This is a genomic window from Mycolicibacter hiberniae (genome assembly GCF_010729485.1).
Lineage (GTDB): Bacteria > Actinomycetota > Actinomycetes > Mycobacteriales > Mycobacteriaceae > Mycobacterium > Mycobacterium hiberniae.
Window position 1 is genome coordinate 565,275 of sequence record NZ_AP022609.1, and the last position, 13,675, is coordinate 578,949.

13 protein-coding genes, 1 tRNA gene and 2 pseudogenes are annotated in these 13,675 nt (G+C 68.1%); 3 read left to right on the top strand and 13 right to left on the bottom strand.

All coding sequences use genetic code 11. The features are described 5' to 3' along the window. Positions 1–24: 24 nt before the first annotated feature. The 11 genes and pseudogenes from G6N14_RS02685 to G6N14_RS20785 form a co-directional block, all read right to left on the bottom strand. Positions 25–708: a response regulator gene (locus G6N14_RS02685; protein ID WP_085135495.1), complete on the bottom strand. Its 684-nt coding sequence runs from the start codon at positions 706–708 to the stop codon at positions 25–27. Continuing rightward, the gene (locus G6N14_RS02690) at positions 708–3,215 is read right to left on the bottom strand and encodes a DUF4118 domain-containing protein (RefSeq protein ID WP_085135494.1); all 2,508 of its coding nucleotides are present in this window, start codon (positions 3,213–3,215) and stop codon (positions 708–710) included. The genes G6N14_RS02685 and G6N14_RS02690 overlap by 1 nt, the downstream gene beginning before the upstream one ends. Before the next feature lie 28 nt (positions 3,216–3,243). Beyond that, the gene (locus G6N14_RS02695) at positions 3,244–4,419 is read right to left on the bottom strand and encodes a PPE family protein (protein ID WP_085135493.1); all 1,176 of its coding nucleotides are present in this window, start codon (positions 4,417–4,419) and stop codon (positions 3,244–3,246) included. Positions 4,420–4,435: 16 nt separating this feature from the next. After that, a complete protein-coding gene (locus G6N14_RS21345; protein ID WP_085135492.1) occupies positions 4,436–5,251 on the bottom strand; it encodes a PE family protein in 816 nt (271 codons plus the stop codon). Between the two features lie 135 nt (positions 5,252–5,386). Beyond that, a complete protein-coding gene (locus G6N14_RS02705; RefSeq protein ID WP_085129119.1) occupies positions 5,387–5,671 on the bottom strand; it encodes a WXG100 family type VII secretion target in 285 nt (94 codons plus the stop codon). Positions 5,672–5,703: 32 nt separating this feature from the next. Beyond that, on the bottom strand, positions 5,704–6,000 hold the full coding sequence (locus G6N14_RS02710) for a WXG100 family type VII secretion target (protein WP_085128985.1): 297 nt from the start codon (positions 5,998–6,000) through the stop codon (positions 5,704–5,706). A gap of 35 nt (positions 6,001–6,035) precedes the next feature. Next, entirely contained in the window at positions 6,036–7,166 is a 1,131-nt protein-coding gene (locus G6N14_RS02715; RefSeq protein ID WP_085135491.1) for a PPE family protein, read from the bottom strand. A gap of 28 nt (positions 7,167–7,194) precedes the next feature. After that, entirely contained in the window at positions 7,195–7,494 is a 300-nt protein-coding gene (locus G6N14_RS02720) for a PE family protein (RefSeq protein WP_085135603.1), read from the bottom strand. Between the two features lie 635 nt (positions 7,495–8,129). Then, on the bottom strand, positions 8,130–8,777 hold the full coding sequence (locus tag G6N14_RS02725; protein WP_234808902.1) for a hypothetical protein: 648 nt from the start codon (positions 8,775–8,777) through the stop codon (positions 8,130–8,132). A 5-nt stretch (positions 8,778–8,782) separates the two neighbouring features. Next, a complete protein-coding gene (locus tag G6N14_RS02730; protein ID WP_085135489.1) occupies positions 8,783–10,474 on the bottom strand; it encodes an alpha/beta hydrolase in 1,692 nt (563 codons plus the stop codon). Positions 10,475–10,480: 6 nt separating this feature from the next. Further along, a pseudogene (locus G6N14_RS20785) lies at positions 10,481–10,864 on the bottom strand (hypothetical protein); the annotation flags it as partial. Between the two features lie 242 nt (positions 10,865–11,106). Between G6N14_RS20785 and G6N14_RS20790 the strand changes: the two are divergent. Further along, a pseudogene (locus G6N14_RS20790) lies at positions 11,107–11,538 on the top strand (tyrosine-type recombinase/integrase). Between the two features lie 8 nt (positions 11,539–11,546). Continuing rightward, a tRNA-Leu gene (locus tag G6N14_RS02740) sits at positions 11,547–11,620 on the top strand. Positions 11,621–11,668: 48 nt separating this feature from the next. Here G6N14_RS02740 and G6N14_RS02745 read toward each other — a convergent pair. Together G6N14_RS02745 and G6N14_RS02750 are read right to left on the bottom strand one after the other, a co-directional pair. After that, positions 11,669–12,841, bottom strand: a complete 1,173-nt coding sequence (locus tag G6N14_RS02745; RefSeq protein WP_085135487.1) for a site-specific integrase — start codon at positions 12,839–12,841, stop codon at positions 11,669–11,671. After that, positions 12,825–13,268 carry a helix-turn-helix domain-containing protein gene (locus G6N14_RS02750; protein WP_109559787.1) on the bottom strand — a complete coding sequence of 148 codons (444 nt, stop codon included), beginning with the start codon at positions 13,266–13,268 and terminating at the stop codon, positions 12,825–12,827. The genes G6N14_RS02745 and G6N14_RS02750 overlap by 17 nt, the downstream gene beginning before the upstream one ends. A gap of 128 nt (positions 13,269–13,396) precedes the next feature. On the opposite strand from G6N14_RS02750, the gene G6N14_RS02755 reads away from it, so the two are divergent. Next, positions 13,397–13,594, top strand: a complete 198-nt coding sequence (locus G6N14_RS02755) for a helix-turn-helix transcriptional regulator (protein ID WP_085135486.1) — start codon at positions 13,397–13,399, stop codon at positions 13,592–13,594. The last annotated feature ends 81 nt before the right edge of the window (positions 13,595–13,675 follow it).

Sequence of the window (13,675 nt, forward strand, 5' to 3'; positions counted from 1 at the left end):
CCGACGGAATTCAAAACCTGCAATTCACACCTCGAAGCGATAACCCATCCCCGCCTCGGTGAGCAGATGCTTGGGATTCGACGGATCGTTTTCGAGTTTGCGCCGCAACTGTGCCAGGTAAACCCGCAGGTACTGGGTCTCCTTGGCGTAGGCCGGACCCCACACCTGGGTGAGCAATTCGTCGCGGCCCACCAATTTGCCCCGGTTGCGCACCAGCATCTCCAACATGCCCCACTCGGTGGGGGTCAAGTGCACCTCGCCGCCGTTCTTGGTGACTTTCTTGGCCGCCAGGTCCACGGTGAACGAAGAGGTCTCGACTATCGGCTGGTCGATCTCGGCGGTTGCCGCATTGCGCCGTGCGGCGGCCCGCAGCCGAGCCAGGAATTCGTCCATTCCGAAGGGTTTGGTGACGTAGTCGTCGGCGCCGGCGTCCAGGGCCTCCACCTTGTCGGCGGAGTCGGTGCGCGCCGACAGCACGATCACCGGAGCCGTCAGCCAGCCGCGCAGCCCGGCCAGCACCTCGATGCCGGAGATGTCGGGCAGTCCCAGGTCCAGGATCACCACGTCCGGGCGCTGTTCGGCGGCGGCGCGCAGCGCCCCGGCCCCGGTCGAGGCGGTGACGACTTCGTAGCCGCGCACCGACAGGTTGATCTTCAGCGCGCGCAGGATCTGCGGCTCGTCGTCGACTACCAGAACCCGTGTGCTCATCAGCTCTCTCCCCCCGGTGCGGCCAGATCTATCACCATGGTCAACCCGCCGCCGGGCGTCTCCGTCGCCGAGATGGTGCCGCCCATCGCCTCGGTGAAGCCCCGCGCCACCGACAGCCCCAGGCCGACCCCGCTGGTGTTGTCGCGGTCGCCCAAGCGCTGGAACGGATCGAACACATACGCCTCGCCGCCCCGCGGTAGGCCGCGGCCCTCATCGGCGACGTTGATCAGCACCCGGTCTCCGACGCGGCCGGCCGTCACCCGCACCACGCTGTCGGAGGCGTAGCGCAACGCGTTGTCGATCACGTTGGCCAGCACCCGTTCCAGCAGGCCGGCGTCGGCCATCGCCACGGTCGCACCGACATCGACCTTCACCTGGTCCACTCCGGCCCGGCCGAAGGTGTTGCTGCGCTTTCCGATTCCGACCAACGCGCGCTGGACCACCTCTTCCAGGTAGACCTTGGTCAGCTCGGGCCGGACCACGCCGGCCGCCAGCCGTGAGGAGTCCAGCAGGTTGCCCACCAGGTCGGTGAGCTGGTCGATCGATTCCTCGACGGTGGCCAGCAGTTCGGCGGTGTCGGCGGGGGAGAAGTCGACGTCGTCGGCGCGCAGACTCGACACCGCCGCCTTGGCCGCGGCCAGCGGGGTGCGCAGGTCATGGCTGACCGCCGACAGCAGCGAGCGGCGCAGCTCATCGGTGCGCATCACCGCGTCGGCGCGGTCCGCCTCGGCGGCCAGTTCCTCCTGGCGGACCAGTCCCGCGGCCTGCCGGGCCACCACCGACAGCACCCGCCGATCACGCGAGGCCAACTGCCGCCCGGCCATCAGCATCCAGAATTCGTTGTCGCCCACATCGATCGAGGTGTCCGCGAGATCGACCGAGGTGCACGGATCTTCGCCAACCGAGGCCACCACCTGGGTAGTCGCGGTGTTGTTCGACACCCGAACCAGGCTGACCGAGCGCTGCGCGTAGGTCTCGCGAACCCGCTCGAGCAGAGTGTCCAGGTCCGCGCCGCGCAGCACCGATCCGGCGAACAGCGTCATCAGTTCGGCTTCGCGTGAGGCCCGGCCGGCCTCCCGGCTCCGGTTGGCGGCGCTGTCCACCAGGGCGGCCACCGCCACCGCCACCAACAGCAGCACCACCTCGGTGACCGCGGCGTCGGTTTCGGCGACGGTGAAGTCGTGGCGCGGCGCGAGCAGGAAGTAGTTCAGCAGCACTCCCGACAACAGCGCCGACAGCACCGCCGGCCCGATCCCGCCGAGCAGGGCCACCAGCAGCACACCGACGAAGAACAGCGCACTCAGGCCGGTCTCGAGGTAGCGGTCGAGCAGGCCCACGGTGACCGCGCACATCAGGCAGGGCACCACGACCGCCGCCAGCCAGGAGATCGCGCGCCGTTCCGGCGGCGAGAGCGACAGCGCCCGCAAACCCGGCCGGGCGGCGTCGGTGGTGACGATGTGCACGTCGATGTCGCCGGAGTGCTGCACCACTGCCGCACCGACGCCCTCGTCGAAGATGCGCGCCCAGCGCGACCGCCGGGAGCTGCCGATCACCAGCTGGGTGGCGTTGACGTCGCGTGCGAACTCCAGCAGCCCGGTCGGCACGTCGTCGCCGATCACGGTGTGCAGCGAGGCCCCCAGGCTGATCGCCAGCTGGCGCATTTTGCCCACCCACGGGGCCGGTGCGCCCGACAGGCCGTCGCCGCCCAGGACATGCAGCACCAGCAGTTCACCGCCGGCTTTGGAGGCGATCCGGGACGCCCGGCGCACCAGGGCTTCGGATTCGGATCCGCCGGTGACCGCGGCGACGATGCGTTCCCGGGCCTCCCAGGTCTCGGTGATCTTCTTGTCGGCCCGGTACCGGGTCAGTGCGGCGTCGACCTGCCCGGCCAGCCACAGCAGTGCCAGTTCCCGCAACGCGGTCAGGGTCTCGCCGCGGAAGTAGTTGGCCAGCGCCGCGTCCACCTTCTCCGGGGGATAGACGTTGCCGTGGGACAGCCTGCGGCGCAGGGCCTCCGGTGCGATATCGATGAGTTCGATCTGCTCGGCCTTGCGCACGACCGCGTCGGGGACGGTGTCGAGCTGGGGGGTCCCGGTGATCTTGGCGGCGACGTCGCTCAAGCTCTCCAGCTGCTGGACGTCGAGGGTGGAGATGACCGTGATGCCCGCATCGAGCAGCTCTTCGATGTCCTGCCAGCGTTTGGCGTTGCGGCTGCCGGGCGGGTTGGTGTGGGCGAGGTCGTCGACCAGCACCACCTGCGGGTGGCGTGCCAGCACCGCGTCGAGGTCGAGTTCTCCGCCGGGCTCGCCGACGATCTCGATGCCCTGCAGCAGCTCGGCGGTCTTGGGGCGGCCGTGCGTCTGCACCGCGGCGGCCACCACATCGGTGCCGCGCTCGGCGCGACGGTGGGCTTCGCCCAGCATGGCGTAGGTCTTCCCGACCCCGGGCGCAGCCCCCAGGTAGATGCGGAGTTCACCGCGCCGGGGGCGCTGGCTCACGACACTCACCCGACCATCATCCCGGCAAACGGCGTCCTCAGCCAGCGGCGACGGGCCGTGCCATCACGGTGGGCTTGAACCCGTAGCGCGGGTTGCTCGACCCCGAGCCGCTGCGCGCCGCCGCGGCCGCCGCCGGAATCCCGGCCCCGACGGCGTTGACCGTGCCGGCCTCCTCGGCGTCGGTCCAGCCGTGGCTGACCAGGGTGGCGGCATTGTCGGGAATCGACGTCGCCGTGGCGGGCACGGCTGCGGGCCAACTGGACGGCACCGACAGCCCGCCCGCCGCGGCGGCCGTGCCGAGGCCGGCCAGCACCGGTGCGCCGCCGGAAGCCGCCCCGGTCGGGGCGCCGACGGAGTCCACCAGCACCATCGATCCCGCCGCTTCGGCGGCGGGCCCGTGCGCGATGGCGATGGCGCTGGCGATGCCGGCGAACATGTGCCAGACGCCGGCGTTGCTCAACGCCGAGCTGTAGGTCTGCAGTCCGTTCCAGATCCCGATGTTCTGGGTGGAGCCGATGAAGTTGGACAGGAAGTCGGTACCGCCCTGCGCCGGCAGTGACGCGGCGGCCGGGCCGGCCAGGGTCTGCACGGCCGCGGGCAGCCCGGAGACCAGCTGCGACAGCCCGTCCTGGGCGCTGCTGGCCGACGCCTGGGCCACCGCGGCGCCCTGACCGGCCAGGCCGGCCGGGTTGGCGCCGGGCGCCGGGGAGTTCAGCGGTTGCAGCACCCCGGCCAGCGACGACGAGGCCGCGTAGCCGTACATGGCCAGGGCGTCCTGCGCCCACATCTCGGCATACTGGGTCTCCACCGCCGCGATCGCCGCGGTGTTGAGTCCCAGGAAGTTGGACGCCACCAGGGCCGCGAACTGGGCCCGGTTGGCGGCCACCACCGCCGGCGGCACCGTCATCGCGAAGGCTGCCTCGTAGGCGGCGGCCGACGCCGATGCCTGCGCCGCGGCGTGCTCGGCGGCAGCGGCGGTGGTGGTGAGCCACGCGGTGTAGGGCCGGGCGGCGGCGGCCATCGCCGCGGCGGCCGGGCCGCGCCAGGTCTCCTCGGTCAGGGTCGAGATCACCGACTCGTAGGTGGCCGCGGTGGTGGCCAGTTCGGCGCCCAGCGCGTTCCAGGCCGTGGCGGCGGCGGTCATCGGCGCGGCGCCGGCGCCGGTGTACATGCGCGCGGAGTTGATTTCCGGGGGCAGGGCTGCGTAGTCCATGTCGGCGCGCTCCGTTCTAGACGATCGGCTTGCGGGGCATCACAACCGGCTTGACGCCGTAGCGCGGGCGGCCGAACCCGTAGCGGCCGCGCTCGGCCGGCGCCACGGGAGCGCCGGCGGGCAGCGTGGCCGCACCGTGCGGTTCGGCGGCCGGGCCGGCTGCGGCGAGCGGGCGGGCGGTGGCGGCCGGTTCGGCTTCGGCGGCCCAGGTGGGCGGCGCCGAGAGTTTGTTGACCGGGGCGGCCTGGCCGGCGGCCGCCGCGACCGGGGCGGCCTGGCCGGCGGCCGGTGTGGTCTGGGCGACCAGTTCGGCGTCGACGGCGCCGGTGACGTGGTGGACCACACCGGACGGGTTGGTGATGAAGCCGGTGCCCAGGCTGGTGAACGCCGAGGTGCCGGAGGCCAGGTTGCTGGCCTGCATGGCGGCCAGGATGGCGGAGTTGCTGGCGATCCCGCCGAGCCCGTAGGTCGGGTCGGCGGCGGCGCCCGTTCCGGCGTTCGCCAGGCTGGACGCGGTGCCCAGCCCCGCGGTGGAGGTGGCCGCCGCGGAGTTGGCGGACTCGGTCTGTCCGTAGGACTCGGCGCTGGTGCGCAGGGTGTGGATGAACAGTTCCTGCATGGCCGCGGCTTGGGCGCTGATCTGCTGATACAGCGCGCCGTAGGCGGAGAACTGGGCGGCCTGCAGGGCGGAGACCTCATCGGAGGCGGCCGGGGCCAGCCCGGTGATCGGGCTGGCCGCGGCCGCGTTCTGAGCGTTGAGTCCCGCGGCGATCGTTTGCAGGTCACCAGCCGCCGCGGTCAACGCCTCGGGATGGGTGGTCAGGAACGACATGACAGCTCCTCGCGAAGAGTGAAGCCGGCCCCTTCGGGGCCCGGGTTGCCGCTCCACTTTTTCGCCCGACCTGCGACTGTGAGGTGTCGTTAACGAGTTCTTAACGGTCTGGTGCGGATTATTGACGGTTTGCTATCAGGCCCAGCTGGACCCGACGGCGGCGTCGGTGCCGGCCATGTTGTTGCCGGCCGTCTGCACCTTCTGCCCGTGGGCGTTGGCCTGCTCGTAGATGACCGCGAAGTTGCGCCCGAGGGCGGTCACGAACTCCTGGCAGGCCACCGAGCCGGCGCCGCCCCAGAAGTCCCCGGCGGCCAGCACGTCGTGCACGATCGCCTGGTGTTCGGCCTCGAGGGCGGCGGCCTGGGCGCGGATCAGCGCGCCGTGGGCATCGACATCACCGAACTGGTAGTTGATGGACATGGGAATCATTACTCCTCGTTGTTGTGGTTGGGTTAGCTGCTCAGGACCTGCTGCGAAGCAGCTTCCTGCTGTTCGTACAGGTTGGCGTCGCGGAGCAGTCCGTCGCGCACGTCGTGCAGCATCCTGACGATGTTGCTGAACGCGGTCTGCATCTGGCCCATGGTGTCGTAGGACGTGCGTTCGGCCAGACCGCCCCAGCCGGAGCCGGAAATGCTGGTCGTCGACGCCCACATCCGCCGGGCTTCGTCCTCCACGGTCTGCGCGTGGGCGTCGAAGCGGGCCGCTGTCGCGCGCATGGCGTGCGGGTCGGTCATGAAACGGGTGGTCATTGTTCTTTCTCCTTGGGTTGTTCTGTTTTCACTGCTCAGCCGGCCGCCACCGGATGGAAGGTGACGGTGGGCCGAAATCCGTAGTTGTTGTCGTTGCTCGACGAGTTGGTGCGTGCGGCGAGCGGTGCGATGGGCATCCCGGCGGGCAGGGCGCCCGCGCCGCGTTCGGCCGCGGCCGGCAGGGCCGCGCCCGCGAGCGCGGTGGTGCTGTTGCCCACCGTCGCGCCGGTGGAGGCCCATGTCGGGGGGACCGACAACAGGCCGACCGAAGTCGCCCGTCCCATGCCGGCCACCACGCCGGCGCTCTTGCCCGCGGCGCCGGTACCCAGCGCGCCGGCTGAAGTGGCCAGGCGCGCCGCGCTGGTCAGGGCGGGGGCGGCATACAGCGGAGCCGCGGCCAGCGAGGGTGTCGCAAAGGTGCCGTCACCGGCGCTGCTGACGATGCCCAGCATGCTCGACAACACGCCCACAAGGTCCGAGCCACTTGAGCTCGCCAGCGAGCCCAGGTTGGCCGGGTCCAGCAGGCTGCTGAGCATCCCCTCTGCGGCCGACGAACCGGACTGCAACGGCGACGAAAAGCCTTGCAGGGCAGAGGGAACTGCCGAGATCAGCTGGGAGATGCCGCCCAGCCCCGCCGGGCTGGTGTTCGTGACGGGCTCGGTGAACGGGGTCACCTGCGCCGCCGCGGCCGCCGAGCCCGCGTAGCCGTACATGGCCGCGGCGTCCTGGGCCCACATCTGCGCGTACTGCGCCTCGGTGGCCATGATCGCCGGGGTGTTCTGGCCCAGCAGGTTGGTCGCGACCAGCATCATCAAAAGGCTGCGGTTGGCCGCGATCAGCGGCGGCGGCACCGTCATGGCGAACGCCGTCTCGAATGCCGCTGCGGCCGCGGTGGCCTGGGTTGCGGTCTGCTCGGCCATTTCGGCGGTGGTGTTCAGCCACGCCACGTAGGGCGTGACCGCGGCGATCATCGCCGCCGACGACGGACCCGTCCACGGCCCGCCGGCCAAAGCGGTGACCACCGCCTGATACGCGGCGGCCGTCATGCCCAGTTCCACGGCCAAGCCCTGCCAGGCGGTGGCGGCGGCCAGCATGGGCGCCGCTCCCGGTCCGGTGTAGATCCAGGCAGAGTTGATCTCCGGGGGCAAGGCCCCGAACTCCAACATTTCTCGAATCCTTTGGGTGACTGTGGACCTAGCGGGCTGCGATCGCGTTGGCGGCCTCGGTCGCCTCGTACGCGGCAGCGCTGGTCATCAAGGTGGTGACGAACATCTGGTGAACCGCATCCGCCTGGGCGCTGACCGCCTGGTACAAACCGGCGTGCACGGCGAACTGGGCGGCGGTCAACGCCGACACCGGGTCCGCCGCCGCGGGGATCACACCGGTAGTCGCCGGGGCGGCCGCCGCGTTCTGGGCGGCCATCGCCGAACCGATACCGGTCAATTCGCCGGCCGCGGCCGTCAGCTCTGCGGGCTGAGCGCTCACGAACGACATCAACGACATCACCATCTCCTCATCGAACGAGCCGGCACCGTGCCGGCCACGAGATCCACAGTGCCGATGCGCCGCCCGGATAGCTCGTGCCCTTACGCGGTCTTAACGGCCCCCGATCGAACCTTGATGAGTCCTTGATGCCCGCACTATGCAGGTGCCGCAAATCCCCACTGTGCCTGCGGATTTGCCGTCTAACGGCGGGGGGAGAGACGGCCGACAAGTTGGCGCGCCAGTGTGAGGCAGGTCTCTGCTCGCGGGGCCGGCTACAAGGATGGTTTGTGGGCGGTGCGCAGCTCGTGGATCGGGCGCGCAGGGCAGCGTCGGCGTGCTCGCGGTGGGGACGGGTGGCTCCTACGCCGGAGTGCCGATGGCACGGAGAGTGCGGCCCCGTGGCCTGAAACCAACTATGGCGGCACCGTCGAACCCGGGGTACATCACACGGTTTTGAGAACTCAGCGATTTTCTGGGTTCGGTGCTGACTGTAGTGGAGGGCTTCGCATTCGGCTGGTGGCATGTCGGGGCAGTAGCTATTGATGCGGCGGTGGTCGAACCAGTCCACCCATTCCAGGGTGGCTACTTCTACCTGGTCGATGGTGCGCCACGGGCCCCGGAGCTTGATAGAACACCGGTTTCAGTCACCCAACTTCAGCCGTGACCGTCCTCGGGAACGGAATGTCGTCACGTGCAATGTCGTGCGGGAAACACGGCGAAGTCGCAATAACGCTGGGCGGGTATCCCGGCGGGTTGGACGCCCTGATCTGGAAGGTGTAACCATCCGGCGAATAACCGAACCTGTTGGGTTTACGGAAATCGTCGCGCTCGAAGACCCACCAGCCCCAGCTCTTCCAGATGTCACCTGTCTGGGTGATGAGCTTGTCGGCGTCTACCTCTGAGGGCACAGTCAGGTCGCCGGTTGCCGTGAACTCGACTGGCGGGTTGGTGTTGAGAGGTGAATCGTTGCATGGCACCGCGGTGGTGCCGCCGCTGTATCGACTCGCGTCGAAGGCGATTCCAGGAGGTAGCGCGGTAAGTGTCTTTTTGAGGTATGCGAGCACCGTGTCCTGGGCTTGTTGCTGACTCGTCGGCGTGACGACAGCCGCTTTCCACCCCGGCGGGGGCGGGGGTGCCGATGTCATGGTGGAACCTCCCAAAATAGTTGCCCCTGTGGGGATAGGCGGACCCAGCGGCTGTTCGGTGTGGCAGCCAACTGTCAGAAATCCGAGCAGCGCAAGTGCCATGAGTCGCTGGAACTGCGCAATACCGCGCCGATACTCGTTGCCCATGATGTCTAGCCTCCTACCGAGTAGGGAGCTTGCACGCCGCCGATCACCGCGCCCAGGTTGGCCAGCGACGGAGTCTCCGCATCCCAGTAGCTGCCGTGGGATTTCAGGCTCGGGAAGAGTCCGCCCGGTCCGGTGCCAACTCCACTTCCGGCGAAGAGGTTGATTGCTCCGAAATCCGCGCCCATCGGGTTGGGGCCGAGGGTGTGGGAAGTGAAGATGTTGGCGGGGCTGATCGGATCGAACGGGTCAGTCATGGCATACACCGTGCCCCCAGGGTTGATGTTCAGGTCGCTGGCATGGTCTACCAGCATGCCTGGGCTGGCGACCGCGATGACATTGTCGGCGGCCAGATGGTGCCCGTCGCTAGCTGCCGCTCCGACCAGTGTGGTGCCGTAGCTGTGCCCGATCACGGTGTCGGTGGACGGTGCCCCGATGTGCGAGGCCCGCATCCCGTTCTCGAATGAGTCGAGGGCAGCGGCCCCGTGCTGGGCGTAGCTGGGCCACGGCGCCTGTTCCAGTACAGACATCGGGCGGTCATACGCCATCCAGGTCGTCACCGATATATCTCCGGTGTGGAGGTCGCGGTTTGCAACCATCGCCGCGTCGTACATCGCCGCTGCCCTGGTCATGCTGCCGCCGACGTGGGTGAGGTCGTCGCCAGTTCCGGGCACCAGGACGGCGTTGTGGCTGGCCTTGTCGGGATTGCCGATCGACACCGCGGCGTGGCCCTTGTCATCGAGGTAACCCAGGTAGCGAGACGGGCCATCTTTCGGCGCCTTCATCGCGTTCTGCACGCCCTGGTACTCCGCCAGCGAGTGCTTGGCCGCTTGTAATTGCGGTCCGAGAGCAGCCATCTCGCTGCTTGTCTCCGGGCTGTGATCGCCCATGTAGACCTGGCGGGCCAGTTGGTCGTAGCGCGCTTGCATCGCATCGACGTTGGACTGGGCATTGGCCATCAGCTCGGGCAGATGACGTTCGTTGTTGTAGTGGGTCTTGTCTGCGAACGGCATCCCCGGGTGGTTGCCGATGAAGTGGTCGCTGTCGTAGACGGCATCTTTCTGGGCCTCTGACAAGTGAGTCCACCACTGCGTGAACTGCTGCGGATCATCCGGCGGAAGTCCCGGCCCCCGCACGCCAACACCACCTGCACCGCCGTCGGCGCCCTCGTCGCCGAAGCCGAACTCGTGCAACCCCGCGCTGGCTGTGGTGAGGGTGCGGGAGAGGTCATCCTCGTCGAGGACGAGCTTGTAGACCTTGGACATGAGGTAGCTGCGGTGGCCCTCGGCTTCCAGTTCACGCTGTTCCAGCTCGGCGGCGGAGCTGTACCAGGTGATCCGGTCGGTGACGGACCAGTCTTCACCGACCGTGAAGTTGTCGTTCTCGATTTCGTCCACCGTGTCGAGCACCGAACTCTTGGTGCCGTCCTGGGCATCGGCACCGCGCTCGGCGATCCCCGCGAGGGTGTCGGTGGTATCAACGGGCGTGCGGATTTTCACCAGGTCGAGGTAGGCGCGGTCCTGGAAGGCTTCGCCACCTGAACCGGTCCAATCGGTCCCGCCGGGGCGCAGGGAGGATTGATGCACCTCGGTGAATGCGGACTCCCACGTGCGGCCGAGGTTTCGCCAGGCGGCTGCGCTGGCCCGCAGGTGATCCCAGCTGGCAGCGCGGACCTCGGACAGGGTCGGTAGACCAGACATCGGGTGTTACCTGCCTACGCCGAATCCGCCGGCTGCGCCGCCGTCTCCACCGGCTGCGCGCGGGACCCGGGGGGTGATGCCCGGCGGCAGTCCACCGGCCCCACCGTCGCCGCCCGGGCCGGCGGGCAGGGGCGAGGCCACCGCGGTGAGGCGCTGCGCCCCCAGCTCGTCCTGGTCCTGGTATTCGCTCGCGGCTTTGGTGAGCTTGCTCCCGTTCGCGGTCATCCGGGATTTGCAGGCGGTGCCGATGGTGCTCATCCCGGCGTTCACCGCGCTAGTGGCTGCGCCGGTGGACTGCCAGGTGGAGAGAGTCACGGTCGGCAGAGCCGGTGCGACTGTCGCGGCGAGAGCTTCGCAACGTTGCGCGACGGTACGCAGACCTTCGGGGGTGACCTTGAGGGTAGGGGGGTCTGCTGCGGGAGGTCATTGGGGAACTGTATTTGAAGGACGCGATTCAGGGAATAAACCCACCCCTCTCGTTTGCCTCGACGAATACACCTACCTCGTTGGAGGGGTTCGGTGTCTTCTCGCTATAGTGCTGGCCAAAGCCGCGGACCGATTCGAGACGCTGACTTTGGTGCTGGGCTATTGCGGCCTCCGGTTCGGGGAGGCAGTCGCACTGAGACGCTGGCATGGGGGATCGGGTGCTGACGGTGCGTTCGTCCGCAACCGCGGTAACAGGTGAGGGCACCGTGGAGTCGACGACAGACACGAAGCGCGATCGCCACGTGCCCGTGCCCGAACCTATCTGGAAGAAACTCAAGGCCGAGTTGCCCACCGACCCGAACACTTTGGTGTTTCCCAGGCGGAAGGGCGGTTCCTACGGCTCGGTGAGTACCGCTGGGCATTCGACAACGCGTGCGCAGACGTCGGTATAGACGGGCTGGTGCCCCCACGGCCGAAGGCACACCACGGCGTCACTGGCGATCAGTGCAGGCGCTAACGTCAAAGTCGTGCAGAAACTCCTAGGGCATGCGACAGCGGCCTTGAAGGCCATCGAAAGCGCTGCGGTATCACGGCGGTATTCGGATCGTCAGGCTGAGGCGGCCTCAAACAGGCTCTGACCTGCAACGCCCCCATAGCCCAATTGGCAGAGGCAGCGGACTTAAAATCCGCCCAGTGTCGGTTCGAGTCCGACTGGGGGCACGTTAGCTGTACTGCTCGACGTGCTGGTAATGACGGTAAACGGCTTTGCTACTCGCCTTCGGCTGGCCGCCGTGCCCACATTTTGCCCACACTCTCGTCTAACTTGTCGGCAACCGCAGTGAGATCGTCATCGAAAAGATCCGCGTAAACGTCCAACGTCATGGCCGCGCTGGCGTGCCCCAACATCCGCTGAACCACCTTCACGTTGGCGCCGGCAGAGATCGACAGGCTGGCCGCGGTGTGCCGCAGCGCGTGCGCGGTGACCCGCGGGAACACCGGCGTGACCGCCTGACCGTCATCGCTGGCCTTGATCTCCTCGGCCCGTGCCTTGTCTGCCGCGGTGATGCAGCGATCCACCGCCCCCGACAGCCACGAATCGTGCGACGACGGCGGCCCCAGGTGCCCACCCGACCGGGACGGCCACAACAGCTCGTCACGGCCCTTACCCCGGCAGGTCTTGGCCAGCTCGTCGACCACGAACGCCGGCAGTACCACCGTGCGGCTCTTGCCCGACTTCAGCGTGCCCACATGCACCTTGGAGCCGACCGCCACCGCGTTCTCGTGCAGCACCACCCGCCGCTTCAGAAAATCGATGTCCGACGCCCGCAGGGCCGCCGCCTCACCCCACCGCAGCCCCGCCGTGCCGAGCAGCAGCACCAGCGACCCATACCGGCCCGCCTCACCGGCCAGGGCGTGCAGCTGGGCAGCTGTTAGGTACAAGTTCTTGCGTCGGGTGCGAGTCGGCAGCTTCACCCCGCGGGCCGGATTGGCCGCCAGTCGGCGGTCCCGCACCGCGTCATCGAGAATCCGCGCCAGCACCGAGTAGGCCGTGATCACCAGCGTGGCCTTCCGCTGGGTCGCCAGCTCCGCGATCCATGCCTGCACGTCGGAATAGGCGATCTCGGCGATCTGCTTCCTAGCCCACCGAGGCTCAACATGCACCCGCCACGCCGACTCGACCGAATGAAACGCCGAGGGCTTCATAACCCCCTTCTGGCGCTTCAACCATCCCGGCCCCAGCTCGCCCACGGTGATCTTCCCCAGCGCCGGCGCCACATACTCGCCCTTGAGCTTGGAGACCTCGACGGTGGCCGCGAACGCCTCAGCTTCCCGTTTCGTGGTGAACCCGCGCTTGTCGGTCTGGCGACGGTCCGGTGTCCGGTACCGAACCCGGTAACGTGTTGCTCCGCTGCTGGTTTCGTACTTACTGATCGTCGCCATCTTCGCCCCTGTGGAACATTCGCAGTACGTCCCGTGTGCGCCATGATGGCCAAGCTGCTGGGTTTGGCGTCTCATCATCGCCGGGCACGAACGCTCCCTGTAGCCATTCCCACCCCCGCCGAGCGGACTCCGGTTCTCGGCCGGTCTGTACTACCTGATCGTCGACCTCGGCGCTCTCGGGCATCAGCAATCGGATTGGTGAAACCCCAAGCGCGACGGCGAGTGCCACCAGGTCGTCGGTATCAACTCGGCGACTCCCAGCCTCGATGCGTTGGATGCCTAGCGGCGGTATCGGTCGGCCGATTTTCTTGAGCCTTGCGGATAGCTCGGCTCCCGAGATCCGCTCGCGGTCTCGCAAGGATCGGATATTGGCGCGCACGGCTTCCCCGGTGGGGCCTAATTGCCGGCCGGGCTTTGTCTCTGCCATGTTCGCGACCCTAGTGCATCAGATTCGATGTTTCCTCACGTCGAGTTTGACATCGCAGCACGACGTATGCAAGCTGATGTAGTGCCATATCAAAATAGATGTCCTGAAGTATCGATTAGGAGGCTTAAGTGGCTGATTTGCCGGAGGTGATGACGGCCAAGCAGCTGGCCGCATACCTGAGTATCAGCGAGGCGTCGCTGGCCCAGGACCGTTACCTGCGTCGCGGTGTGCCGTTCACGAAAGTGGGAAGTAAGCGGGTCCGGTATCTGCGGGCCGACGTTCTCGGCTACCTGGCGGCCAACCGCACGGGCGGCGATGCCGCGTGACCGTCAACAGCAGAACGGCCCCCGTTTCCCCCGGCGTTGGCGCGCCGGGCGGGGACCGCTCGGAATCCACAACCTACGAGA